The 23,808-nt window shown below is 66.2% G+C and carries 21 protein-coding genes; 10 read left to right on the top strand and 11 right to left on the bottom strand.

Annotated features, from left to right (window positions below; genetic code table 11):
• Positions 1-51 precede the first annotated feature (51 nt).
• Entirely contained in the window at positions 52-852 is an 801-nt protein-coding gene (locus MWU77_RS16845) for an enoyl-CoA hydratase/isomerase family protein (RefSeq protein ID WP_169688627.1), read from the top strand.
• Between the two features lie 18 nt (positions 853-870).
• Here MWU77_RS16845 and MWU77_RS16840 read toward each other — a convergent pair whose 3' ends face one another.
• From MWU77_RS16840 to MWU77_RS16830, 3 genes are read right to left on the bottom strand one after another with little or no spacing between them, the layout of a single operon-like run.
• The gene (locus tag MWU77_RS16840; protein ID WP_247274288.1) at positions 871-1,569 is read right to left on the bottom strand and encodes a uracil-DNA glycosylase; all 699 of its coding nucleotides are present in this window, start codon (positions 1,567-1,569) and stop codon (positions 871-873) included.
• Positions 1,570-1,598: 29 nt separating this feature from the next.
• Entirely contained in the window at positions 1,599-2,120 is a 522-nt protein-coding gene (locus MWU77_RS16835) for a gamma carbonic anhydrase family protein (RefSeq protein WP_169688625.1), read from the bottom strand.
• 9 nt (positions 2,121-2,129) lie between these two features.
• The gene (locus tag MWU77_RS16830) at positions 2,130-3,125 is read right to left on the bottom strand and encodes a thiamine-phosphate kinase (protein ID WP_169688624.1); all 996 of its coding nucleotides are present in this window, start codon (positions 3,123-3,125) and stop codon (positions 2,130-2,132) included.
• A 111-nt stretch (positions 3,126-3,236) separates the two neighbouring features.
• Here MWU77_RS16830 and MWU77_RS16825 point away from each other — a divergent pair, with 111 nt between their 5' ends.
• Positions 3,237-3,857: a DUF3515 domain-containing protein gene (locus MWU77_RS16825; protein WP_247274287.1), complete on the top strand. Its 621-nt coding sequence runs from the start codon at positions 3,237-3,239 to the stop codon at positions 3,855-3,857.
• A gap of 10 nt (positions 3,858-3,867) precedes the next feature.
• Here MWU77_RS16825 and MWU77_RS16820 read toward each other — a convergent pair whose 3' ends face one another.
• Positions 3,868-5,421, bottom strand: a complete 1,554-nt coding sequence (locus tag MWU77_RS16820) for an acetyl-CoA hydrolase/transferase family protein (RefSeq protein ID WP_169688622.1) — start codon at positions 5,419-5,421, stop codon at positions 3,868-3,870.
• A gap of 136 nt (positions 5,422-5,557) precedes the next feature.
• Between MWU77_RS16820 and MWU77_RS16815 the strand changes: the two genes are divergently transcribed.
• The 5 genes from MWU77_RS16815 to MWU77_RS16795 all read left to right on the top strand — a co-directional run bounded on the left by MWU77_RS16815 (position 5,558) and on the right by MWU77_RS16795 (position 11,118).
• The gene (locus MWU77_RS16815) at positions 5,558-7,660 is read left to right on the top strand and encodes a RecQ family ATP-dependent DNA helicase (protein WP_247274286.1); all 2,103 of its coding nucleotides are present in this window, start codon (positions 5,558-5,560) and stop codon (positions 7,658-7,660) included.
• Between the two features lie 142 nt (positions 7,661-7,802).
• Positions 7,803-8,321, top strand: coding sequence for a diaminobutyrate acetyltransferase (gene ectA / locus MWU77_RS16810; protein ID WP_169688620.1), 519 nt, complete (start codon positions 7,803-7,805; stop codon positions 8,319-8,321).
• 66 nt (positions 8,322-8,387) lie between these two features.
• Complete coding sequence (gene ectB, locus MWU77_RS16805; RefSeq protein WP_169688619.1) at positions 8,388-9,671, top strand: diaminobutyrate--2-oxoglutarate transaminase; 1,284 nt, start codon at positions 8,388-8,390, stop codon at positions 9,669-9,671.
• 43 nt (positions 9,672-9,714) lie between these two features.
• The gene (locus MWU77_RS16800; protein ID WP_169688618.1) at positions 9,715-10,116 is read left to right on the top strand and encodes an ectoine synthase; all 402 of its coding nucleotides are present in this window, start codon (positions 9,715-9,717) and stop codon (positions 10,114-10,116) included.
• Positions 10,117-10,179: 63 nt separating this feature from the next.
• Complete coding sequence (locus MWU77_RS16795; protein ID WP_169688617.1) at positions 10,180-11,118, top strand: D-isomer specific 2-hydroxyacid dehydrogenase family protein; 939 nt, start codon at positions 10,180-10,182, stop codon at positions 11,116-11,118.
• Here the strand turns inward: MWU77_RS16795 and ligD are convergent.
• Positions 11,112-12,077, bottom strand: a complete 966-nt coding sequence (ligD, locus tag MWU77_RS16790; RefSeq protein ID WP_169688616.1) for a non-homologous end-joining DNA ligase — start codon at positions 12,075-12,077, stop codon at positions 11,112-11,114. The genes MWU77_RS16795 and ligD overlap by 7 nt on opposite strands.
• Before the next feature lie 107 nt (positions 12,078-12,184).
• Between ligD and MWU77_RS16785 the strand changes: the two genes are divergently transcribed.
• On the top strand, positions 12,185-13,723 hold the full coding sequence (locus MWU77_RS16785) for an ATP-dependent DNA ligase (RefSeq protein WP_169688615.1): 1,539 nt from the start codon (positions 12,185-12,187) through the stop codon (positions 13,721-13,723).
• 24 nt (positions 13,724-13,747) lie between these two features.
• Positions 13,748-14,590, top strand: a complete 843-nt coding sequence (locus tag MWU77_RS16780) for a Sir2 family NAD-dependent protein deacetylase (protein WP_247274285.1) — start codon at positions 13,748-13,750, stop codon at positions 14,588-14,590.
• A 115-nt stretch (positions 14,591-14,705) separates the two neighbouring features.
• On the opposite strand, the gene dapA is transcribed toward MWU77_RS16780, so the two are convergent.
• On the bottom strand, positions 14,706-15,620 hold the full coding sequence (gene dapA / locus MWU77_RS16775) for a 4-hydroxy-tetrahydrodipicolinate synthase (RefSeq protein WP_169688613.1): 915 nt from the start codon (positions 15,618-15,620) through the stop codon (positions 14,706-14,708).
• A 70-nt stretch (positions 15,621-15,690) separates the two neighbouring features.
• Between dapA and MWU77_RS16770 the strand changes: the two genes are divergently transcribed.
• The gene (locus MWU77_RS16770) at positions 15,691-16,602 is read left to right on the top strand and encodes a LysR family transcriptional regulator (RefSeq protein ID WP_247274284.1); all 912 of its coding nucleotides are present in this window, start codon (positions 15,691-15,693) and stop codon (positions 16,600-16,602) included.
• On the opposite strand, the gene proB is transcribed toward MWU77_RS16770, so the two are convergent.
• The 5 genes from proB to MWU77_RS16745 all read right to left on the bottom strand — a co-directional run bounded on the left by proB (position 16,599) and on the right by MWU77_RS16745 (position 23,459).
• Positions 16,599-17,699 carry a glutamate 5-kinase gene (gene proB, locus MWU77_RS16765; protein ID WP_169688611.1) on the bottom strand — a complete coding sequence of 367 codons (1,101 nt, stop codon included), beginning with the start codon at positions 17,697-17,699 and terminating at the stop codon, positions 16,599-16,601. The genes MWU77_RS16770 and proB overlap by 4 nt on opposite strands.
• A gap of 13 nt (positions 17,700-17,712) precedes the next feature.
• Entirely contained in the window at positions 17,713-19,167 is a 1,455-nt protein-coding gene (gene obgE, locus MWU77_RS16760) for a GTPase ObgE (protein ID WP_169688610.1), read from the bottom strand.
• Between the two features lie 135 nt (positions 19,168-19,302).
• On the bottom strand, positions 19,303-19,566 hold the full coding sequence (rpmA, locus tag MWU77_RS16755; protein WP_247274283.1) for a 50S ribosomal protein L27: 264 nt from the start codon (positions 19,564-19,566) through the stop codon (positions 19,303-19,305).
• A gap of 36 nt (positions 19,567-19,602) precedes the next feature.
• Positions 19,603-19,914 (bottom strand): 50S ribosomal protein L21, encoded by a 312-nt coding sequence (rplU, locus tag MWU77_RS16750; RefSeq protein WP_169688608.1) that lies wholly within the window; start codon positions 19,912-19,914, stop codon positions 19,603-19,605.
• Between the two features lie 224 nt (positions 19,915-20,138).
• Positions 20,139-23,459 carry a translation initiation factor IF-2 N-terminal domain-containing protein gene (locus tag MWU77_RS16745; protein WP_247274282.1) on the bottom strand — a complete coding sequence of 1,107 codons (3,321 nt, stop codon included), beginning with the start codon at positions 23,457-23,459 and terminating at the stop codon, positions 20,139-20,141.
• Between the last annotated feature and the right edge of the window lie 349 nt (positions 23,460-23,808).

The following is a 23,808-nucleotide window of genomic DNA, read 5'->3' as shown; positions in this document are numbered from 1 at the left end:
ATGCACCGGGGGCCTTGATCGTTCGGCCACCGATACCGATATGGTGCGACAGTGACCGATAACCAACAGTCCCTCGTACGCGTGGAGGACGGTGTGCTGCGGATCGCCGTGGCCACCGCCGAACACGGCACGTCGTTGTCCCCCGAAGGCATGCGACAGGGCATCGACGCCCTGCGTTCGGCCGGTCCCGAGATCGGTGCAGTCCTGCTCGTCGGCGAGGGCGCGAACTTCTGCGCGGGTGGAAACGTCCGCGGCTTCGCTGCGGCGGAAGACCGCAGCGCCCACCTGTTCGACATCGCGAACCTGTTCCACGACTTCATTCGCGCACTCGACGCCATCGCAGTTCCTGTCGTCGCTGCAGTGCACGGCTGGGCTGCGGGCGCGGGCATGAGCATCGTGCTGCACGCAGACATCGCGTTCGCAGGTCCCGGAACCAAGCTGCGGGCCGCCTACCCGTCGATCGGGTTCACCCCGGACGGCGGCATGTCGTGGACTCTGCCGCGCGTGGTGGGCCTCGCCCGCGCGCGTGAACTCATCCTCACGGACGCTGTCATCAGCGCCGAGGAAGGAGTCCGGCTGGGATTGCTCAGCCGCATCGTGGGCGACGACGAGATCCAGGGAGAAGCCCTGCGGATCGCGCGCACGCTCGCACACGGCCCGACGGCGGCCTACGCGGGAATCCACCGTCTGGTGAACGAGTCCGTTCACCGGTCGCTGTCCGAACAGATGGACGCCGAGGCCGCGTCGATCTCCGCAGCATCGACAACCCCCACAGGCATCGAAGGTGTGGACGCATTCGTCGAGAAGCGCCGCCCCGATTGGTCGCTCGGCGCCAACGCCGCACAGCAGTGATCGTCGCGAGCCGGTCGGCTAGGGCAGACGCCAGTCCACCGGCTCGCCACCCTGCTCCACCAGCAGCGCGTTCGCGCGACTGAAGGGCTTCGACCCGAAGAATCCTCGGGACGCCGACAACGGCGATGGGTGCGCAGACTCGACGGTCGGGACCCCGCCGAGAAGTGGGCGGAGGGTGGCTGCGTCGCGGCCCCACAGAATCGCGACGAGAGGGGCATCCCGTGCGACGAGCGCTCGGATCGCCTGTTCGGTAACGCTCTCCCACCCTTTACGCCGGTGTGATGCGGGCTCACCCGGTTGCACGGTGAGCACTCTGTTCAACAACAGCACGCCCTGTTCCGACCAGGGCGTGAGGTCACCGTTGGTGGGCTGCGGCAATCCGAGGTCTTCGCCGTACTCGCGGTAGATGTTGGCGAGGCTACGCGGAATTGGCCGCACATCCGGGGCCACAGAGAAGCTCAATCCGACCGCGTGGCCGGGCGTCGGGTACGGGTCCTGCCCGACGATCAGCACCCGCACGCCGTCGAACGGGTGGGTGAACGCGCGCAGCACGTTCTCACCGGCGGGAAGGTACCTGCGTCCGGCTGCGATCTCCGCCCTGAGGAAGGTGCCCATCGCGGTGATGTCTTCGGCGACGGGTGCGAGGGCTTGCGCCCAGCCCGGGTCGACGATCTCCGACAGAGGCTTCGTCGCCCGCTCTGTAGTCTGTTCGCTCACGTCAGGAACTCCTCTGTCATACGGTCCGGTCAGTCGATTCGACGCAGGGCGGTGCGGTAGTAGTCCGCGTTCGCGGCATACATCTTCGCGTTCGCATCGAAGTGGCCTTCGGGTAACTCGAATCCTTCACGAATCTTCGCGGGGATTCCCATCGCCATCCGACGCGCCGGCAGTTCGAAGCGCGGCGGGATGAGGGCACCTGCCGCAACCTGTGCGCCCTCGCCGATCGTCGACCCGTTGAGCACGAGCGAACCCGAGCCGATCAGGGCGCCGTCACCGATCGTGGCGCCCTCGATGTGTGTGTTGTGCCCGACCACGCATCGTGCGCCGAGGATCGTGTCGTCGATGGCGGTGCAGTGGATGATCGTGCCGTCCTGGATGTTGGTCTCATCGCCGACGACGATCCGGCCGTAATCGGCCCGCAGCACCGCGGTCGGCCACACCGAGGCATGAGCGCCGAGGGTGACGTTGCCGATGACCACCGCATCGGGGTGTACGTATGCAGTGGGGTGAATGTCGGGAATGCGGTCGCCGAGCGCGTAAACAGCCATGGGAAAAACCTATCTCGAGTTCACCGGCCCGAAACTTTCCCACCCGCCCCGGGCGCCCCACTTCCGGCCGTCGACCGTCACCCCACTGCCGTCGTGCACACGGCCGATCCGCCGCCATCCGTCCGGCAGATCCACCCCCGGGGGGAAGCACGCGGCCAGGGCGTGGTCTTCCCCGCCGGTGAAGACCCAGTTCCACGGGTCGGCTCCGAGCTCGTGTGCCGCGGCCCTCAGGCGTGCTGGGGGTTCGAGGGTGTGCTGTTCGACGGTGATCGCGACACCGGACGCGACCGCGATGTGCCCGAGATCGGCGAGCAGGCCGTCGGAGATGTCGGTGCCTGCACGAGCCCCGGCCAGTACCGCGCTGACGCCGGCCTCGTAGGGCGGTGTCGGAACCCGGTGGGCGTCGATGAGATCGGCGAATCCGGTGTGCTTCGCCTCGAGCAGAGCCAGACCCGCTGCGGATGCCCCGACGGTGCCTGCGAGTGCAACGATGTCGCCGGCGAGCGCTTCGGAGCGCAGCAACGGTGCGCGCCCCTGCAGGTCTCCGAGGACGGTAACTGAGACAACCACCTGTCCGGCCTGCACGAGATCCCCGCCGACCACGCCTGCGCCGATCGCTTCGGCAGCTTCACCGATACCCGCGGAGATCTCGTCGAGTATCGAGACCGGGGTGTCGGGCGGGCAGCCGAGACCCACGAGGAATGCGGTGGGACGTGCTCCCATCGCGGCGACGTCCGCCCCGTTCTGGGCCACCGCCTTGCGTCCGATGTCCCGCGGCGACGACCAGTCGAAGCGGAAGTGGCGACCTTCGACGAGCATGTCGGTGGAGACTGCTACGCGGCCATCGCCCGCCGCGACGATCGCAGCGTCGTGCCCCGGCCCCACCAGCGTCGTCTCGGGCTGTTGTCGCCCGGCGGTCGCGCGGACGATCGTGGGGAACTCCCCCACCTCGGCGACGGTGGGTTCTCGGCGGGGGCTGCTGGATGAACCGAGCGGATCCGACACGGTGATTGGCGCCTCTTTCTCGATCGGCTGTAGTTCGGACGGAGCACAAGCCCTGCTAGCGTCGTCAAACGCTACCTTCCTACCCGCTCACTCTCCGATTCCGGGAAACACATGAACGACAACTCCGCGCCCGAACCCGATCCGACCGCGCCCGATTCCGCCGAGACCCCCGATACCACTCAGGCCGCGGACGAGCACCGGCGTAGCCCCGCCACTATCGCCACCGCGGTCGCGCTTCCCGTCGCGCTGCTCACGGGGGTCGTCGTGGCTGCCATCATGGTGTCGCGGGATCCCGTGACCAGTCCGGTGGGACTGGGACCGGTGCCTGCACCAGAAGCAGAGTCGATCTCGTGCACCGACCTGCTCGCCGCAGTTCCCGAGAACATGGGGGAATTCGCCCGCGCCGAGCTGGCCGATCCCGCGCCGGTCGGGGCCGCAGCATGGCAGGCGCCCGATGCGTCGGAGGTGGTTCTGAGGTGCGGTCTCGAACGACCCGCCGAGTTCGATCAGGCAGCTGCGTTGCAGGTCATCGACGGGGTCCAGTGGTTCGAGGTGTCGGGCGCCGAGCAGGGCATCGACGCCAGCACGTGGTACGCGGTGGACCGTCCGGTCTACGTTGCACTGACAGTGCCGAACGGCTCGGGACCGACTCCCCTGCAAGACATCTCGGCCGCAGTGATCGATGTCCTGCCACAGCACGAAATCGACCCGGCACCGGTGGAAGGCCCCTGACTCGGCGAGCTCACCGCGAGTGCATCGATCCGGTCTGCTCGTATCGCTGGTGGAAGCCGAACGCCTCGCCGAGCAGGTGCGGTGTATGGCCCGCGGTCTCGCCCGCTTCGGCACGGTCGACGTAGTCGGTCAGCTCCGCGCGATAGTCGGGATGTGCACATTTGTCGATGACAACCCGTGAACGTCGTCGTGGCGACAAGCCTCGCAGGTCTGCAAGGCCCTGCTCGGTGACGAGCACCTGCACGTCGTGCTCGGTGTGATCGACATGGGACACCATCGGCACGATCGAGGAGATAGCGCCGTCTCGTGCCGTGGACGGACTGAGGAACATCGACAGGTAGCCGTTGCGGGCGAAGTCGCCGGAACCGCCGATCCCGTTCATCATCCGCGTGCCCATTACATGGGTGGAATTGACGTTGCCGTAGATGTCGGCCTCGAGCATTCCGTTCATGCCGATGATGCCGAGCCGTCGCACGATCTCCGGGTGGTTACTGATCTCCTGGGGCCGAAGCATGATGCGGCCGCGGTAGAAATCGATGTTCTTCATCAATTCGTCGAGGCCGCTCTCCGACAGCGCCAACGCAGTTGCGGAGGCGAATCGTACTGTGCCGTCCTCGATCAGCTGCAGCATGCCGTCCTGGATGACCTCGGAATAGCAGGTCAACCCCCGGTACGGACCGCGGGACAGACCGGCGAGAACCGCATTGGCGACATTGCCGATACCCGCCTGCAGGGGAAGCAGGGTGTCGGCCGGGAGACGGCCCGCCGACACCTCGTGGCCGAAGAAATCGAGAACGTGCATCGCGATCGCTTCGCTGGTGTCGTCCTGCGGGGTCAGCTTGCTCGGGCTGTCAGGTTTGTGGGTTTCCACCACCGCGACGACGCGCTCGGGGTCGACCGTGAAGTGGGGCTGTCCGATCCGGTCGTCCACATCGGTGAGGAGGATCGGCCTACGGTGCGGTGGCAGCGCGGTGCCGTAATAGATGTCGTGGCAGCCCGTGAGCCCCTCGGGGATCCACGAGTTGACTTCGAGCACGATCCGGTCGGCCATATCGAGCCAGGTCTTGCTGTTGCCGACGGAGGTCGCCGCGATCAACTCACCCGATTCGGTGATGCCGGCGATCTCCACAACCGCAACGTCGATCGTGCCGTAGTAGCCCTCCCAGACCTGCTGTGCAACGTGCGACAGGTGGATGTCGACGTAGTCCATACGGCCGGCATTGATGGAGGCACGCGCGGTGGCCTCGGACTGGTAGGGCATCCGCAGCGCGACACCCTCGGTCTCGGCGAGCAGACGTTCGGTCTCGGTCGACACCGAGGCACCGGTCAGCAGGCCGATGGCGAATTCATCGCCGGCTGCACGAGCTCGGCGGATCCGCTCGGCCAGGGCCGGCGTTACGGCCTTCGGGGTACCTGCACTGGCGAAACCGCTGATCGCAACGGTGTCGCCGGGGTGGATGTATCGGACTGCCTCTTCCGCAGAGACCACCTTGGCGAGAAATTCCGGGTTCCTGATCCGTCCCGAAGTCGAGGAGGGGGCAACGGAGGCAGCGCTGATCGACATACGGGCAGTTTAGCGGCGGTAACGATCCGTCCGTCACACCACCCGCGCCGGGCCACCGTAACGTACAGATAGTAGGCCGTCGCGGCGACTACCGCGCAACGGGTGGACGTCGGAGCTTTCGTGCACGATGGGGCATATGAGCACCCCGATGATCGATTTGCGCGACGAGGCCGAACGGCTGCTCACCGAACTGGCCGGGCCCCACGCGACTCTCCGTGAGGACCAGTGGACTGCGATCGAGGCGCTCGTGGTGCACCGGCGCCGTGCCCTCGTGGTACAACGCACAGGCTGGGGCAAGTCCGCGGTTTACTTCATCTCCGCCAAACTTCTCCGCGCACGCGGCCACGGGCCCACCGTCATCGTCTCCCCGCTGCTCGCGTTGATGCGCAATCAGGTCGAGGCAGCAGAACGCGCAGGAGTTCGGGCCGCGACCATCAACTCCGGGAACATCACCGAGTGGGATGGGATTCACCAGCGCATCGCGCACAGCGAGGTCGACATTCTGCTCGTCAGCCCCGAGCGGCTCAACAACCCGGACTTCCGCGACGAGGTGCTGCCTGCGCTGGCACGCGACGCAGGGCTCGTCGTAGTCGACGAAGCGCACTGCGTGTCGGACTGGGGTCACGATTTCCGGCCCGACTATCGGCGTATCCGCACACTCGTGGCCGAACTCGGGGACGGCATCCCGGTCCTGGCGACCACCGCGACCGCGAACGACCGGGTAGTTGCGGATGTCGCCGCCCAATTGGGTGTGGGTGCGGGAAGCGACGACACGCTGGTCCTGCGGGGCGGACTCGACCGGCCGTCGCTGCACTTGTCGGTGGTGCGGATAGAGGAGCCGGCCCAGCGCGCCGCATGGCTTGCGCAACATCTCCACGAGCTCCCCGGCTCGGGCATCGTCTACGCACTGACCGTGTCCGCAGCACGCGACCTGGCATCGCTGCTCGCCGAACACGGTCACGCGGTGGCCGCTTACACCGGGCAGACCGACACCGCCGAGCGTGAACAGCTCGAGGCCGATCTCCTCGCGAACCGTGTCAAAGCACTGGTCGCGACTTCAGCACTCGGCATGGGCTTCGACAAACCCGACCTCGGGTTCGTAGTGCACCTCGGTGCTCCCTCGTCGCCGATCTCGTACTACCAGCAGGTCGGGCGCGCGGGCCGCTCCACAGATCGCGCCGACGTGATACTCCTACCCGGCAGTGAAGACCGACAGATATGGAAATGGTTCGCGTCCGTCGCATTCCCCGAGGAGTCGCTGGTGCGCCGCGTGATCGGCGCGCTGGACAGCGAGCGCCCATTGTCCACGCAGGCACTGGAGCCCCGAGTCGACCTGACTCGGTCCCGGCTCGAGATGGTTCTGAAGGTTCTCGATGTCGACGGTGCCGTTCGCCGCGTCAAGGGAGGCTGGATCGCTACCGGACGATCGTGGGACTACGACGCGGAGCGCTACGCCCGCCTCGAGGCAGCCCGCTCCGCCGAGCAGGAGGCGATGCTCGAATACGAGCGGACCGAGGGGTGCCGCATGGTCTACCTGCGCCGCCAACTGGACGACCCGGAGTCGAGCCGTGACATGCCCGGGTGCGGTCGGTGCGACAACTGCACAGGAGTGCGGTGGAGCGTCGATGTCGATGATGAACAGGTGCGGCGCACCCGAGCCCGGCTCGAACGCCCGGGTGTGGATCTCCCGCCACGCAAACAGTGGCCCACCGGCATGGCCACACTCGGAGTCAAGCTGTCCGGGAAGATCACGGACGGCCCGGAGCCTGGTCGCGTACTCGGCCGGCTGTCCGATCTCGGATGGGGTCCGCGTTTGCGAACACTGCTGGACGGTCCCGACGCGGACGCGCCCGAATCCGTCGTGAAGGCCGCCGTCGCCGTGCTGGCGGCATGGGACTGGGCCGAGCGGCCGACCGCGGTCATGGCACTCGAGTCGCCCGACCACCCGGTCCTGGTGGAGTCACTTGCCGGGCACCTCGCTCGACTGGGCCGCCTGACGAACCTGGGTGTCCTGCGGCGGCGACCCGGCGCGCCGGCAGTGACCGCCGCGAACTCGGCGTACCGGATCGCTTCCTTGCTCGACGCGTGGGAACCGGTGGAACTCGACGGACATCACGGACCGGTGCTCCTCGTCGACGCCGTCACCGATACCGGGTGGACCTTGACCATGGCAGCGCGGCACCTCATCGCGGCGGGAGCCGGCGGGGTCCTGCCGTTCGCGCTGGCGAGCCCGAAGTAATCGCTCGGACAGCGACGGACGATACACAATTGTGACCGGCCTCACAACAGCCGCCTCACCTGCGCAGAACCCGGCAATCCCCCCGCGAATTCGGACCAAAGGGGTGATTTCGATCGGCACTCTTGTTAGGTTCGAACTACTTATGAAGCCCGTTATGGAAAGTAGTACCCCAACCACCGAACCGGCTGAATTGAGTTTTCGGAGCCCAGAGATCTCCGACGGAAAGCGCTTGTGGCAGATTGCCCGTGATTCCGAAGTACTCGACGTCAATTCCGGTTATGCGTATGTGCTGTGGTGTCGCGATTTCGCCGACACGTCTGTTGTGGCCGTGGACGAGACCGACCGCCCGGTCGGATTCATCACCGGCTACCGCAGGCAGGATTCCCCCCAGACACTGTTCGTATGGCAGGTCGCTGTCGATGCTGATCAGCGTGGCCGCGGAGTGGCCGGGCGCATGCTCGACGCCCTCCTCGACCGACTCCGCCCGTCCGGCGTGACCCGGTTGGAAACCACCGTGAGCCCCGACAACGCTGCTTCGATCGCCATGTTCACCGCCCTGGCACGACGCCGTGGCACCCATATCACGCGAACCGACTTGTTCGCTCCCGACGATTTTCCCGATTCACATCTGGCAGAAGATCTTTACACGATCGGCGATTGATCAGGCATTACGGGAATTTCCGCGCCGAGTTCGTCATCGAAATTCATAACAGGAGGACCAGAGAAAATGACCATCCTGGAAGACAAGCCTGGCACCCACGCTGGTAACGATATCTTCGAGCACCTCGAATCCGAGGTTCGCAGTTACAGCCGTGGGTGGCCCGCAGTATTCGAAACAGCGTCCGGCTCCTGGTTGCGGAGCGAGGACGGCAAGGACTACCTGGATTTCTTCGCCGGCGCCGGAGCACTCAATTACGGCCACAACAACCCGGTCCTGAAGTCCGCGCTGGTGGACTACATCATGAAGGACGGGGTCACCCACGGCCTCGATATGATGACCACCGCCAAGCGCGACCTGCTCGAGACTTTCGAGAACGTGATCCTGAAGCCGCGCGGACTCGACTACAAGGTCCAGTTCCCCGGCCCCACGGGTACCAACACCGTCGAGGCCGCGCTCAAGCTGGCCCGCAAGGTCACCGGACGCGAATCGATCATCAACTTCACCAACGCGTTCCACGGCATGACGCTCGGTGCACTGTCGGTCACCGGCAACTCCATGAAGCGCGCCGGTGCCGGTGTGCCACTCGTCCACGCCACCCCCATGCCGTTCGACAACTACTTCAACGGCGTCACCGAGGACTTCCAGTGGTTCTCACGCGTCCTCGACGATTCCGGCAGTGGCCTGAACCGGCCCGCCGCTGTCATCGTCGAAACCGTTCAGGGTGAGGGCGGTGTCAATGTCGCACGCGCAGAATGGCTCCGCGCCCTGGCAGATCTGTGCGCCGAGCGCGAGATCCTGCTCATCGTCGACGACGTCCAGATGGGCTGTGGCCGTACGGGTGCGTTCTTCTCGTTCGAGGAAGCCGGCATCACCCCGGACATCGTGACGCTGTCGAAGTCCATCGGTGGGTACGGCATGCCGATGGCGCTGACGCTGTTCAAGCGCGAACTCGACGTCTGGGGCCCGGGTGAGCACAACGGCACCTTCCGCGGGAACAGCCCGTCGTTCATCACGGCAACTGCAGCGCTGAACCACTACTGGACCAACGACGAGCTCGAGCGCGGCACACTCCGTAAGGGTGAGCGCATCCACCAGACCTTCATGAACCTGTCGGACATGTTCGAGGGTGTGTCCACTCGCGGCCGCGGCCTGGTCCAGGGTCTCGTGTTCGATGATCCGTCGGATGCCCAGAAGGTGTGTGCCCTCGCATTCGAGAAGGGCCTGCTGGCCGAGACGTCGGGTCCGTCCGACGAGGTGGTCAAGCTGCTGCCGCCGCTGACCATCACCGATGACGAACTCGAGTACGGTCTGAACATCCTCGCGGAGGCCACCGCCAAGGTCCGTTCCTGACCACTCCCTTCCCAGTTCACCAATAGAAAGAGCATCGCTTCACATGATCGTGCGCACCACCGAGGAAATCACCGATACCGAGCGCGACATCACCTCCGATGACGGACAGTGGCGCAGCAAGCGCATCGTCCTCGCCGGTGACAAGGTCGGCTTCTCGTTCCATGAGACGACTATCGAGGCCGGGACGATCAACGAGTTCCACTATGCCAACCACATCGAGGCCGTCTGGCTGGTGGAGGGCACCGGCAAGCTGCGCGACCTGGACAACGATGTCGTGTACGACCTCGGACCCGGATCCATGTACCTACTCAACGGGCACGAGCGGCACCGCGTCGAGCCGGAGACCCGCATGCGGATGCTGTGCGTGTTCAATCCCCCGGTCACCGGCCGTGAGGTGCACGACGAGAACGGGGTCTACCCGCTCATCGTCGAAGAAACCGCCTGATCGTTCCGAACATCGGGGTCACACAGCGTGACCGATGCGGGGTGGACGCATAGAGTCGAGGCCATGGCCTCCACTCAGCGTTCGCCCCGCATTGCTGTCGGTCCCAGGTCCGACGCCATGTTCGTACGGGCGGTCAGCAGCGGAGGTGGCATCCCGGTGCCACTCGAGGAGAGGCCCGACGCACTGATCTGGACCAGCGGGCCGGACTCGTTCCCTCCGGCTCTGCCCGAGTCGGTCCGCTGGGTTCAATTGCCCTCCGCGGGAGTCGAGCAATGGCTCGAGTGGGGCATCATCAAGCGTCACCCGCAGATACTCTGGTCGTCTGCGGCCGGCGCCTACTCCGCAACGGTCGCCGAACACGCCCTGATGTTGCTACTCGCCGGTGTGCGAGCACTCCCCCAGCATCTCGCGACGACATCGTGGCAACCCGAGGAGTTCTATCCACGTCTGGGCACATTGCGCGGAGCGACGGTCGGGATCATCGGCGCGGGCGGGATCGGACGTGCCCTCATCCCAATGCTTTCGTCGCTCGGCGCGCAGGCTCTGGCCGTCAACCGCAGCGGACGTCCCGTCCCCGGCGCGGTCGAGACCTTCTCGGCCGAAAGGATCGACGAGATCTGGCCTCTTGCAGATCATTTCGTCGTATCAGCTGCAGCCACGCCCGAGACCGAGCAGCTGATCGGCGCGGCCGAGTTGGCCGCGATGAAGTCGACCGCCTGGCTGGTCAACATTGCCCGCGGCAGCCTCATCGACACCGAGGCACTCGTCCACGCTCTGGCGACCGGCACGATTGCGGGCGCCGGACTCGACGTCACCGATCCCGAGCCTCTTCCCGAGGGGCACCCCTTGTGGTCGCTGCCCAATGCGATGGTCACCCCGCATGATTCGAATCCACCGGCCCTGCGGATGCCCGCCTATGTGGAACGGGTGATCGAGAATGTCACGCGGTTCGCGTCGGGCGTCGAGCCGGTCGCAGTGCTCGATGTCAGCGCCGGCTACTGAGGTTCCGTGCCCTCCGGAGATTCTCGCTCGTCCCGATCAGCCCATTCCAGCAGCGTCCCGAGCGAGAACGCACGCTCGTCGATTCCGGCCTGCAGGTCACCGAGTTTCGCGAATCGCTCGGGAACGGTCTCGATCGTGAAGTCGCGGGGATCGAGGTCATCGATCTCGTTCCACCGCACCGGTGCCGACACGGTCGCCTCCGGAACACCCCGGACCGAGTACGCGCTCGCAATCGTGTGGTCGCGGGCGTTCTGGTTGTAGTCGACGAACACTGCGGTCGGATCTCTGTCCTTACGCCACCACGCGGTGGTCACCCGATCCGGCGCACGGCGCTCTATTTCTCGCGCGAAAGCCAGTGCAGCCCTGCGCACATCGCCGAACTCCCAGTTCGGTTCGATTCGGACGTACACGTGGAGTCCGCGCCCACCCGAGGTCTTCGGCCACCCCACTATTCCCAGTTCGTCGAGCGCCTCGTGCACAATCGACGCGACGAGCTGCACCTTCCCGAAGTCGCATCCGGGCATCGGATCGAGATCGATCCGCCACTCGTCCGGCTTCTCCACGTCGGCGCGGCGTGAGTTCCACGGGTGGAACTCCACCGTCGACATCTGTACCGCCCACACGACATCCGCGAGATGGGTGACGCACAGTTCGTCGGCGTCTCGGTTGTACCGGGGAAAGTGCACACGGACGGTCTGCACCCAGTCCGGTGCACCGCGCGGCAGTCGCTTCTGGTGCACCTTGTCGCCGTCGAGACCGTCGGGAAATCGGTGCAGCATGCACGGCCGGTCCCGCAATGCGCGGACAATACCGTCTCCGACGGCGATGTAGTACCGGGCCAGGTCGAGCTTGGTGATGCCGAGCGCCGGAAAGTAGATGCGTTCGGGATGCGAGATCCGTACCGCCCTGCCGTCGACGTCGATTTCCACAGCCTTCGACGAATCCTTTGCTGCTCCCATCCCCGTCTCCCCTCGTCGCGTCGCCCTACACTCCATGGTCGCCGGTCGCTGCGCGCCACATCCCGCATTCGTCGACATCGAGAACAATCCGGCGATAGCGTCGAACCGTGTTCTTCACACAGGTGGTCGAGACCTCCGCCGCAGTTGCCGCGACGCGGTCGAGGAAGGTCAAGATCGCCGCCCTGCGTGCGCTCCTCGAACAGGCGACCGCCGGGGAGGTCGAGCCGGTGGTGTCGTGGCTGTCCGGAGCGCTGCCACAAGGGCGCATCGGCATCGGATTCCGCACCCTCATGGTGTTGCAGGCAACCCCCGCTACACATCCGACGCTGGTGGTAACGGATGTCGACTCTCTCGTCGACCGCATCGCCGGCCTGTCCGGTCCCGGATCGACCGGGTCGAGGCAGACTCTGCTCTCCGAGCTGTTCACCCGTGCCACGGCGCAGGAACAGGCATTCCTGGCACAGCTACTCGGAGGGGAACTCCGACAAGGTGCACTCGAAGGCGTGATGATCGACGCCGTAGCGGTCACCGCGGAGCTGCCTGCCGACACCGTACGACGAGCGGTGATGCTCTCGGGGCAGCTTTCCCGCGCGGCAGCCGCTGCGCTTGCCGGTGGGCAAAGCGCCCTTGCCGCGTTCCGACTCGAACTCGGGCGACCTGTCCGGCCGATGCTTGCCGTGCCCGCTGAATCCCTCGAGTCAGCGCTCGACGAGTTCGCCGGGGAATGCAGTGTCGAGTACAAGCTCGACGGTGCGCGCATCCAGGTGCATCGCGCCGGCGATTCGGTGTGGGTCTTCACCCGGACCCTGCGCGAGATCACCTCGTCGGTGCCCGAACTCGTCGAACTCGTGGCCGCACTACCGTGCCGCAGTGTTGTGCTGGACGGGGAGACACTCGCCCTCACCGATTCCGGGCGTCCCCGGCCGTTCCAGGAGACCATGAGCCGCTTCGGGGCGAGCACCACACGCGAGCTCCTCCTCCACCCGTTCTTCTTCGACTGCCTCCACCTGGACGGCGTGGATCTACTCGATCTTCCACTGTCCGAACGCCTTACGTTCCTGGATCGCGCCGCAGGCGCGCACAGGATTCCGTCGGTCGTGGCACCGGATCCGGCTGCTGCGCATGCTCACCTGGACGCCGCCCTCGAACACGGTCACGAGGGGATCATGATCAAGTCCTTGTCGGCTCGCTATCTGGCCGGTCGCCGCGGCCACTCGTGGCAGAAGGTCAAGCCCGAGCACACACTCGACCTGATCGTTCTCGGTGCCGAATGGGGATACGGGCGCCGCACCGGGTTCCTGTCCAATCTGCACCTCGGTGCGCGCGACCCCGACGGAGGTTCACCGATCATGGTCGGTAAGACCTTCAAGGGATTGACCGACGAACTGTTGCGGTGGCAGACCAGCGAGTTTCCCGCGTTCGAATCCCACCGCGATGAGCACACCGTGTACCTGCGGCCCGCGTTGGTCGTGGAGATCGAGCTCGACGGTGTGCAGTCCAGCATCCGATATCCGGGTGGTGTCACGCTGCGTTTCGCCAGGGTCCTGCGCTACCGCCCCGACAAGTCTCCTGCCGACGCCGACAGTATCGACGTTGTCCGAGACCTCCTGCCCGCCCGCGGACCGAACACAACAGTCCGGGAATAGGATGGTGCCGCGAAGGAGGGCCCCGTGTTCGGTACCCGAGAGTCGACGGTGACGATCCCGTCCGAGACATTGCGTTCGCTCGTGGACGGGCGACGCATTGCTGTCCTCACCGGGGCCGGGGTGTCGACGGATTCCGGGATTCCCGACTACCGGGGGCCCGATTCCCCGCCACGCAACCCCATGACGTTCCAGCAGTTCGTCGGCGACCCGGCGTTCCGCCAGCGATACTGGGCGCGCAACCACGTCGGGTGGCGACACATGGATGCGGCACGACCGAACGCCGGTCACCGCGCGGTCGCCGCGCTGGAGCGAAGTGGAACGGTCCTCGGTGTCATCACCCAGAATGTCGACCTGCTGCATACGAAGGCGGGCAGCCGCCGGGTGATCGACCTGCATGGCTCGTACGCTCAGGTTCGGTGTCTCGCGTGCACCAACCGCATCTCACGATTCACGCTGCACGAACGGTTGTCCGCAGCGAACCCCGGATTCACGGAACGGACACACGCTGTCACCGGGCTCGAGGTTGCGCCCGACGCCGACGCCGTCGTCGCGGACACCGGTGATTTCACCGTCGTCGACTGCGACCGTTGCGGCGGCATGCTCAAACCCGACATCGTGTACTTCGGTGAGATCGTGCCCCGGCCCCGCGTCGACGCCGCTTACGCGTTGGTCGATCAGGCCGATGTGCTTCTCGTCGCGGGGAGTTCGCTCACGGTGCAGTCGGGGCTGCGTTTCGTCCGTCGCGCCGTCGAGCGCGATATCCCGGTGGCGATCGTGAACCGGGGACCTACCCGCGGAGACACCCACGCGACGGTCAAGGTCGAGGCGGGCACCTCTGAGGTGCTTGGCGCGCTCTCCGGATCATGACATTGCGCGCGCGACCCCAAATCCCACACCAACTTTCCTCGCGTTGCTCGGGTTGCCGTGGGTCGTGAGGCAAAGGAAAGCCGCACTACGTGGGGAAAGTGTCGCTAGATCTGCATCAGCCGCAGCGTTCGTCGATCGGCGCGATCTCTGCGAGGGATCGGAGTAGGTCGCGAGGAGCAGGAAGCTCACGTGCGGGGAGTAACGGCAACCGCACATTCGGTGTGGAGATCCGTCCCTCTGCATGAAGAACCGCCTTGATGAGGGTCGGGTTGGGCTGGGACATCAATGCACTGGCCGGTCCGACGAGTCGGTTGCCCGCTGCCCGCGCCCGGGCGGGATCGCCACCGGTCCACAGCTGGAAGAGCTCCGCGAACTCGCGTGCGTAGACGTTCGCAGTTGCCAGGATCGCCCCCTCGGCACCCATTGCCAGCAGAGGCGAGACCAGCGTGTCCTCACCGGCGAGAATCGAGAACGAGTCCGAGGACTCCGCAAGGAGTCGCGCAGTGTCGGTATCCACCGAGCCGGCCGCCTGCTTGATCCCGACAATTCGGGGATGCTCCGACAGCCGGACGATCGACTCCCAGCCCAGTCGCTGCGCTGTTCGGTACGGCACGTTGTACAGGACCGAGGGCACCGGGCTGCGCTCGGCCACGTACTCGAAGTGCGCCACGACTCCCGGCTCGGATGGACGTGTGTAATACGGGACCACCACCAGTGCTGCCGCGACGTCGGCCTCCGAGCTCAGTTCGTCGATGGCCCGCACCGTGCCGGCCGTGTCGTTGGAACCTGCACCGACGATGAGCGGAACGTCGTGCTCTCGGCACACCCTCCCACAGATTCGTACGACGTCCTGACGTTCCCGTGTGCTCAATGCACTGACCTCTGCAGTCGTCCCCAACGCGACGATCCCGGTGGCGCCGTCGACGACGATGTCGTGTGCGAGGCGTTCCAGATCGGCATATGCGATGCCACCATTCTCTGCGAACGGGGTGACGAGCGGGACGAGAATTCCGGATGGTCGAAAAGTCATGCACCTAGTTTCGATGCTCATGCACTACAGATCCAGTTAGCATTCAGGCTTTTTAGCATAAGCTGTTCTGATGCTCGACGTCCGCAAACTCCGACTGCTCCGCGAGCTCGCCCATCGAGGCACCATTGCGGCCGTGGCTGACGCTCTCTCGTATACGCCGTCAGCGGTGTCGCAACAGCTTTCCGCACTCGAACGCGAGGTGAAGAGGCCTCTCCTGGTTCGCACGGGGCGTCGAGTGAGCCTTACTGCGGCGGGGGTCACTCTCGTCGAGCACGCCGAGACCCTTCTTGCCGAATTGGAACGGGCCGAGGCTGCGCTCGCCGCGAGCGCGCGGGGGCTGTCGGGGTCGGTCCGTTTGGGGACGTTCCCCACCGCCCTACAGTCGATTGCTCTCCCCGCGATGCTGGAAATCGGCCGTTCAGAAAGGGAATTGGAGGTGACGATCGTCGAAGTCGACCCAGCCGATGTGCCGGATCTCCTGCGCGGAGGGCACTTGGAGATGGCACTTGTGCACGAGTACGACAATGTTCCCTCCACGATGGGATCCGGCATCGAGCTCGAGCCGCTCCTCGACGAGGTCGTGTACCTGGCCTCCTCCATCCGCCCGAACGCGACCGGTCTTGCAGTGGTGCGTGACCACGCCGAGAGTCGCTGGATTCTCGGAAACTGCGGAACCCTGTGCCACACCATGGCCGTGCGCACCTGCCAATCGCAGGGCTTCGAGCCGCAGGTAACCCACCGGATCGACGATTTCGCGACGGTCCTGCGACTGGTTGCAGCAGGAGCCGGTGTCGCATTGGTACCGCAACTCGGCGCGATCGATGTCCCTCCGGGAGTGTCGCTCACAGCCCTCCCTGCCGGGAGACGAACCCGCATCGCGTACCGCTCGGGCAGCAAGCACCGGCCGGCCTTTGCCGCAGTGAGCGCCGCACTACATCGCGCGGCTACACCTTTCAGGGCCCGCCGAGAATCTTCGGACTAAATGCGTACCAGGTCGTCGGCGTGCACGACCGGTCGCTGCAGATCCTGAGGCAACTGCCTCGTGGAGAAGCCGATCATGAAGTCGAGTTCGCTCGGGTCGTAGGCCACAACACCACGCGCGACAGTGCGGTCGTCGGGGCCCACGAGCGCGACCACGTCGCCGGCATGGAAGCTGCCGCTCATACCCGTCACGCCCGCTGCGAGCAGCGACCTGCGTCGTTCGACGATGGCACGCACTGCCCCCGCATCGAGGTGCAAGGTACCGACCGTATCGGCCGCGTGCCGAACCCAGAAGTGGCGGGCCGACATTCGCTCGGGCCGCGCAGCGAAGGCGGTGCCCACGTCGGCAGCGCCCAATGCCCGTGCCGCATCCGACGCGGCAGCCAGCAACACCGGGACCCCGGAGTCTGCGGCGAGCCGCGCCGCGGAAAGCTTGGTCGCCATCCCACCGGTTCCGAGTGCACCGCCCGAGCCCGCCACGACACCGTCGAGATCTTCCGGGCTGGTGACCTCCGGGATCAAGGTCGCCCCCCCGTTGCGGGGATCGCCGTCGTACAGCCCGTCGACGTCCGAGAGGAGAACGAGTGCGTCCGCGCTGGTCAGGTGCGATACGAGAGCGGCGAGACGGTCGTTGTCGCCGAATCGTAGCTCGACGGTCGCGACGGTGTCGTTCTCGTTGACGACGGGCACCGCGCCGAGTGAACGAAGTCGGTCGAGGGTGCGCTGCGCGTTGCGATGCTGGGTACGACGGGCGATGTCGTCGGCGGTGAGGAGCACCTGCCCGACTGTGCGGTCGTACCGGGCGAACGAGGTCCCCCACGCGTGCGCCAGTGCGAGTTGTCCCACGCTCGCGGCAGCCTGTTTGGTCGCGAGATCGCGTGGTCGCGCGGTCAGTCCGAGGGGCGCCAGCCCGGCACCGACCGCGCCCGAGGACACGACGGTGACGTTCGAACCGGCCTGCATACGTCCTTCGATGGCGTCGACGAGTCGATCGAGGCGCTCACGGTCGAGCCCCCCGGCCAGGCTCGTGATGGCCGACGATCCGATCTTGACGACGATGCTGCGTGCGGAAGCGATGACCCCGCGGGTGTCGCTCACTGTTCTCCTCGGTTCAGAAGTCGTCGTCGGTGGCGAGACCGCGGCGGACCTTCTTGGCGTGACGGCGTTCGGCGGCGCCCACCCGATCGGTCTGATCCAGACGCGAATCGGTGCCGCGGCCCGTCGGCACCACGTCGACACCCGCGTGAGTCTGCGGTTCCCATTCGAAGCTGACGTCACCGATCGTGACGGAGCAGCCGGGTTCGGCGCCCTGTTTGACCAGCTCGTCCTCGACGCCGAGGCGCGCAAGGCGGTCGGCGAGGTAGCCGACGGCTTCGTCGTTGTCGAATGCGGTCTGACGGATCCAGCGTTCAGGCCTGGTGCCGCGCACGATGAAGCCGCCGGGCTCGTTCGGGTCCGCCACCACACTGAACCCGGTCTCGTCGCGAGCGACGGGACGGATGATGGGGCGCGCAGGAGCCGCGGGTGGGTGAGCCTCACGGTACTCTTCGACCATCTTCGCCAACGCGAATGTCAAGGGACGCAGCCCTTCCCGACTGACCGCAGAGATTGTGAAGACAGGCCATCCGCGGGCTTCGAACTCGGGCGTGACGAACTCGGCGAGTTCGGCGGCATCGGGAACGTCGGCCTTGTTGAGAATGACGATGCGGGGGCGCTCGGAGAGCTCGCCGAGGCTGCTGTCGCCCGACAACGCCGGCTGGTATGCGGCAAGCTCCGCTTCGAGAGCGTCGACATCGGAGATCGGGTCACGACCCGGTTCCAGCGTTGCGCAGTCCACGACGTGCGCCAGGACCGCGCAGCGCTCGAGGTGACGCAAGAAGTCGAGCCCGAGACCGCGGCCCTCGCTGGCACCGGGGATGAGCCCGGGCACGTCGGCGACGGTGAAGGTGGTATCGCCCGACTGCACCACGCCGAGGTTCGGCACCAAAGTCGTGAACGGATAATCGGCAATCTTCGGCTTCGCGGCAGACAGCACCGACACGAGCGAGGACTTTCCCGCCGATGGGAATCCGACGAGACCGACATCGGCTACGGACTTCAATTCGAGGACGAGGTCGAGTTCCTGACCGTCCTCGCCGAGGAGCGCGAAGCCCGGTGCCTTGCGGGCACGGGACGCGAGTGCGGCGTTGCCGAGACCACCACGGCCGCCCTGCGCCGCCACGTAGCGGGTGCCTGCGCCGATCATGTCGACGAGCACATGGCCGTGCTTGTCGAGGACCACTGTGCCGTCGGGCACCTTCAGCACGAGATGGTTTCCGTTCGCTCCCTCGCGGTTGCCACCGGCGCCCTGTGCGCCGTTCGTCGCCTTCGCGTGCTGGTGGAAATGGAAGTCGAGCAGCGTGTGCACGCCCTCGTCGACCTCGAGGATGACGTCACCGCCATTGCCTCCGTTGCCACCGTCAGGGCCACCGAGCGGCTTGAATTTCTCGCGGTGGACAGAGGCGCAGCCGTTGCCACCCTTGCCGGCGCTGACGTGCAGCACAACCCGGTCGATGAAACGGGACATGGGTGGACCTCTCTCCGAACGAAAACTACCGATGAAACGAGCAATAGGGGCGGGTCAGGGTGTGCGACCCTGGCCCGCCCCTATTGGGAGTATGTCGCGAGAATGCTCTCGCGGTGTCCTTATCGGACGGCTGACTCAGGCGTCTGCCGTGGCCGGGACGATGCTGACGGTCTTGCGACCACGCTTGCTGCCGAACTCGACAGCACCCGCCGCGAGAGCGAACAGCGTGTCGTCGCCGCCGCGTCCCACGTTCACGCCCGGGTGGAAGTGGGTGCCACGCTGACGCACGATGATCTCGCCGGCGTTGACGGACTGGCCGCCGAAACGCTTCACGCCGAGTCGCTGTGCGTTCGAATCGCGACCGTTACGGGAGCTGGATGCGCCCTTCTTGTGTGCCATGACGAACCCTCCTGGGTTGTGAAGCCGAAGTTCGAGTTACTTGATACCGGTGACCTTGACAACCGTCAGCTTCTGACGGTGGCCCTGGCGCTTGTGGTACCCGGTCTTGTTCTTGAACTTGTGGATGCGGATCTTCGGGCCCTTGGTGTGCTCGACGATCTCGGCAGAGACCGAGACCTTGGCCAGAGCGTCTGCGTCGGTGGTCAGCGCGGACCCGTCGACGACGAGGACCGGAGCAAGCGAGACAGCCGTGCCGGGCTCACCCTCGATCTTCTCGACCTTGACGAGATCGCCCTCAGCGACCTTGTACTGCTTACCGCCGGTCTTGACGATCGCGTACGTTGCCATCGGACGGCTACCCCTTGCTTCTTCGAACGTGCTCGCGTCACAGTGTTGCGACGCGACTGGTCTGGTGTGGCTGCTGACTCGGGTCCCGCCGACTTCCTGCATCCAGGCGCAGCTGGGCTGTATCGCCGAGTAGCGACTGTGCAAGATTACGGGAAGGTGACTACCAGGGTCAAACCAGGTGCGGGCGGGACCGGGTCGACGCGGGTCGACCCGGCCCCAGCATGTCACACCTCGGCGTCGACCGGCGGTCCCGCAGGACGCCCCGCCGCACGACGACGACGGGGACGACGAACGATCTCCACGTCGGGCGTTCCGTCGTTCGTCGGCGCGGCGTGCTCGGGCGACGGGGCCTCCGCTGTGGTTTCAGGCGTGGGCACCGACATCACGAACACCCGGGGTTCACCTGCACGATCTTCGACCGGTGCCGCTGCCGGCCGCGAAACCCTGCGGGCACGCCGACGGCGCGGAGTCGACGCGGACTGTCCGATCTCGGGTTCCGCAACCGCCTCCTGCTCTGTCGTCTCAGGGGCGCTCGTCACCGGCTCGGACTCCTCGCTGGGTTCCGGCTCCACCGACTTCGCGGGAAGCTCTCGTTCCTCTGTGAGATCGGACACGGACTCGCCGCGAACCCCGGAGGCGTGCTCCTTCGTCTCGACCGTCTCGGCCTCCTGGTTCTGTGAGACCACGGCATCGGCGAGCAGCTCGCCGGCAGCCGTGTCGACCTGCGGTGTCGACACGGCGGTCGTTTCGGTGTCGTCGGCAGGCTTGGTGTCGTCGGCAGGCTTGTCGTGCGCTTGGTGGGCAGCCATCGCCAACGCCACCGGATGGGCCGCGCGCTTCGCGGCCTCCTCCGGGTCGGGGACGTGCGCCGGGGACGCGGCGGCGGGTTCGGCGACGACGTCCTGCTGCTGGTTGCTCTTGTCTCGTCCACGTTTGCGGCGCGACCCTCCGCCCTGCGACGACCGTCCGGACTCCTCGGCAGGCTTCGCCTCGACCGGTTCGGAATGCACGATGATGCCGCGTCCCTGGCAGTGGTCACAGGTCGTGGAAAACGCCTCCACCAGTCCGGTCCCGAGACGCTTCCGCGTCATCTGGACGAGACCGAGCGACGTCACCTCGGACACCTGATGCCGGGTGCGGTCGCGACCGAGTGCCTCGGTGAGGCGACGCAACACCAGGTCGCGGTTCGACTCGAGCACCATGTCGATGAAGTCGACGACGATCATGCCGCCGATGTCGCGCAGGCGCATCTGCCGCACGACCTCTTCGGCAGCTTCGAGATTGTTGCGGGTTACGGTCTCTTCGAGATTGCCGCCCGCGCCGGTGAACTTGCCGGTGTTCACATCGACCACGGTCATCGCTTCGGTGCGGTCGATGACGAGGGTGCCACCGGACGGCAACCACACCTTACGGTCCAGTGCCTTCGCGAGCTGCTCATCGATCCGATGCGCACCGAAGACATCCACCGTCGACTCCGACCGGTAACGCTCCACTCGCGGCAGCAGGTCGGACGCCACGGTACGGATGTAGCTCTCGACGGTGTTCCACGACTTCTCACCTTCGATGACCAGCTTGGAGAAGTCTTCGTTGAACAGGTCGCGAACAACCTTCACGAGCAGGTCCGGCTCCTCGTACAGAGCCTTCGGCTGGCCCGACCCGTCGGACTGCACCTTGTCGGCCTGTTCTCGGACCGCTTCCCACTGCGATTGCAGACGAGCAACGTCGCGTGCGAGTTCGTCCTCACTGACGCCTTCGGCGGCGGTGCGGATGATCACGCCGGCATCGGCCGGGACGATCTCACGGAGGATGTCCTTGAGACGCTTCCGTTCGGTGTCGGGCAGCTTGCGGCTGATACCTGTCGACGACCCACCCGGCACGTACACGAGGAATCGTCCGGCGAGACTGATCTGGGTTGTCAGACGTGCACCCTTGTGACCGACCGGGTCCTTGCTCACCTGCACGACCACCTGGTCGCCCGGCTTGAGAGCCTGCTCGATCTTGCGGGACTGACCACCGAGGCCTGCCGCTTCCCAGTTGACCTCGCCGGCGTACAGCACACCGTTGCGGCCGCGACCGATGTCGATGAAGGCGGCTTCCATCGAGGGAAGCACGTTCTGGACCCGGCCGATGTAGATGTTGCCGACCATCGACGCCGACCCCGCGCTCGTCACGAAGTGCTCGACGAGGATGCCGTCTTCGAGCACGGCAACCTGGGTCATGCCGATGTGAGGTCCGTCGACCTTCTCTCGGACGACCATCACGCGCTCGACCGATTCGCGACGGGCGAGGAACTCCGACTCGGTGAGGATCGGTGGGCGCCTCCGCCCGGCCTCGCGACCGTCGCGACGGCGCTGGCGCTTGGCTTCGAGGCGGGTCGACCCGCTGATCCCCTGAACCTCGTCCTTCGCAGCCCTCGCCTTGGTGCGCGGTTCGCGCTCGTGGACGACAGTGTTGGGCGGATCGTCCTCCGAGACGGTTTCGGCGCCGTCACCGGTGCCGCGCCTGCGTCGCCGACGACGGCGGCGGCGCGAGGTGCCGTCTCCCTGGGCCTCGTCTCCCGAGTCGTCGTCTCCCGAGGTGTCCTCGGACTCCTCCGGCTTGCTGTCCGCCGCACCGTCTGCAGCGGTCTCATCCGCAGCGGGCTCCACGGCGGGCGCAGCCTTCTCCTCGCTGCTGTCGCTCTCGGAGTCGCCGGACTTCGCCGGTTCGGAATGCTCGCGCTCGGACTGCTCCGCGGAGCCGTCCTGCTGCTCGTTCTCGGCGCTGTCACCACGTCCACGCCCACGTCCGCGCCGACCACGGCGGCGGCGGCGCGGATGGTCGTCCTGCTCGTCGTGTCCTTCGGCCGGAGCGGACTCCGTCGGCTCGGCAGTCGCTCCGGTCTCCGGCGCAGCTTCGGCGGTGGTTTCGGTGGACGCGGCCGCCTCGTCGGCAACCGGCGCCGCAGTTCCACGACGCGCCCGACGGCGACGCGGACGATTCTCGCCCTCCTCCGCCGAGGGAACCTCGGGCTGAAGGAACAGCGGGGCTGCGACCTGCTCGGTCGGGTCGGCGGGCACGGGTTCGGGGATCTCGAACAGTGGTGTGTCCTGCTCGAGAGAGGTGAACAATCCGGTCGGGCCGCCCACGGACGGCGCGGCAACGGGCTCGGTCGCCGCGGCGTCCTTCGTATCGTCGAGTTCGAGGGTGTGGCCAGTGGTCGATTCGTCGGCTACCGGTGTCTCTGCGGCTTCCGGCGCTTCGGTGGGCACCGGCGCTTCGGTGGGCACCGGTATGTCATCGGGCGCCGAGACGTCACTCGGCGTCGGCGCCGGAGGGGCCTGTTCGGCCGGGCCGCTCAACGCGCTGTGCAATTCCTCCGCAGCCTCGCGGGGAAGGGTCGAGTGGGCGCTGCGCAGTTCGGTACCGAGCTCGGCGGCCTTCGCCATCACCTGTTTGCTGGTCAACCCGAGGAGTTTGGCGAGAGCATGCACGCGGATCTTCGCGGGCAAGTTCAGGGCATTCGCCTCGGTCGAGTTGTTTTCCTGCGGCTCTTGATCGGCCACGTAAGTCTCCTAAGACCCCCGGGCGCGTCCATCACCGCGGAATGGCGATGTGAGCGGCCACACGGGGGCGCTGCTTGTGTACTCGCGCAGTAAGCGCGAGTTCTTCCGGTCGCGCATCACTCGGTCGTCCTGTGCCCGTTTTCACTGCACGGCCGAGCGATGCCTGATTAGATCGCGGATCGAGCGCCGGTGCATCCAGCGTGCGGCCGAGCGAGGTATCTCCTGCGTTCCTCGGCCACAGCGATGTCGGGCATCGATCCGTGATGTCTTCGGTCGTGCCGCGCGGGCTCGTGCGGTACAACCTCCCCCAGTATCCCACACAGACATGTACAGATACGCCAACGGCGCC

This window comes from Rhodococcus sp. F64268 (genome assembly GCF_023015605.1).
Taxonomy (GTDB): Bacteria; Actinomycetota; Actinomycetes; order Mycobacteriales; family Mycobacteriaceae; genus Rhodococcus.
This window is presented reverse-complemented; position numbering and strand designations above follow the sequence as displayed.

What these genes read in the sequence shown, in the direction of transcription:
- MWU77_RS16770 (WP_247274284.1), top strand. Translation starts at nt 15,691, where the DNA reads ATGCTCGACGTCCGCAAACTCCGACTGCTCCGCGAGCTCGCCCATCGA.
- MWU77_RS16820 (WP_169688622.1), bottom strand. Translation starts at nt 5,421, where the DNA reads ATGTCGATCAGCGCTGCCTCCGTTGCCCCCTCCTCGACTTCGGGACGG.
- ectB (WP_169688619.1), top strand. Translation starts at nt 8,388, where the DNA reads ATGACCATCCTGGAAGACAAGCCTGGCACCCACGCTGGTAACGATATC.
- MWU77_RS16800 (WP_169688618.1), top strand. Translation starts at nt 9,715, where the DNA reads ATGATCGTGCGCACCACCGAGGAAATCACCGATACCGAGCGCGACATC.
- ectA (WP_169688620.1), top strand. Translation starts at nt 7,803, where the DNA reads ATGAAGCCCGTTATGGAAAGTAGTACCCCAACCACCGAACCGGCTGAA.
- dapA (WP_169688613.1), bottom strand. Translation starts at nt 15,620, where the DNA reads ATGACTTTTCGACCATCCGGAATTCTCGTCCCGCTCGTCACCCCGTTC.
- rpmA (WP_247274283.1), bottom strand. Translation starts at nt 19,566, where the DNA reads ATGGCACACAAGAAGGGCGCATCCAGCTCCCGTAACGGTCGCGATTCG.
- MWU77_RS16815 (WP_247274286.1), top strand. Translation starts at nt 5,558, where the DNA reads ATGAGCACCCCGATGATCGATTTGCGCGACGAGGCCGAACGGCTGCTC.
- obgE (WP_169688610.1), bottom strand. Translation starts at nt 19,167, where the DNA reads ATGTCCCGTTTCATCGACCGGGTTGTGCTGCACGTCAGCGCCGGCAAG.
- MWU77_RS16835 (WP_169688625.1), bottom strand. Translation starts at nt 2,120, where the DNA reads ATGGCTGTTTACGCGCTCGGCGACCGCATTCCCGACATTCACCCCACT.
- MWU77_RS16825 (WP_247274287.1), top strand. Translation starts at nt 3,237, where the DNA reads ATGAACGACAACTCCGCGCCCGAACCCGATCCGACCGCGCCCGATTCC.
- MWU77_RS16795 (WP_169688617.1), top strand. Translation starts at nt 10,180, where the DNA reads ATGGCCTCCACTCAGCGTTCGCCCCGCATTGCTGTCGGTCCCAGGTCC.
- ligD (WP_169688616.1), bottom strand. Translation starts at nt 12,077, where the DNA reads ATGGGAGCAGCAAAGGATTCGTCGAAGGCTGTGGAAATCGACGTCGAC.
- rplU (WP_169688608.1), bottom strand. Translation starts at nt 19,914, where the DNA reads ATGGCAACGTACGCGATCGTCAAGACCGGCGGTAAGCAGTACAAGGTC.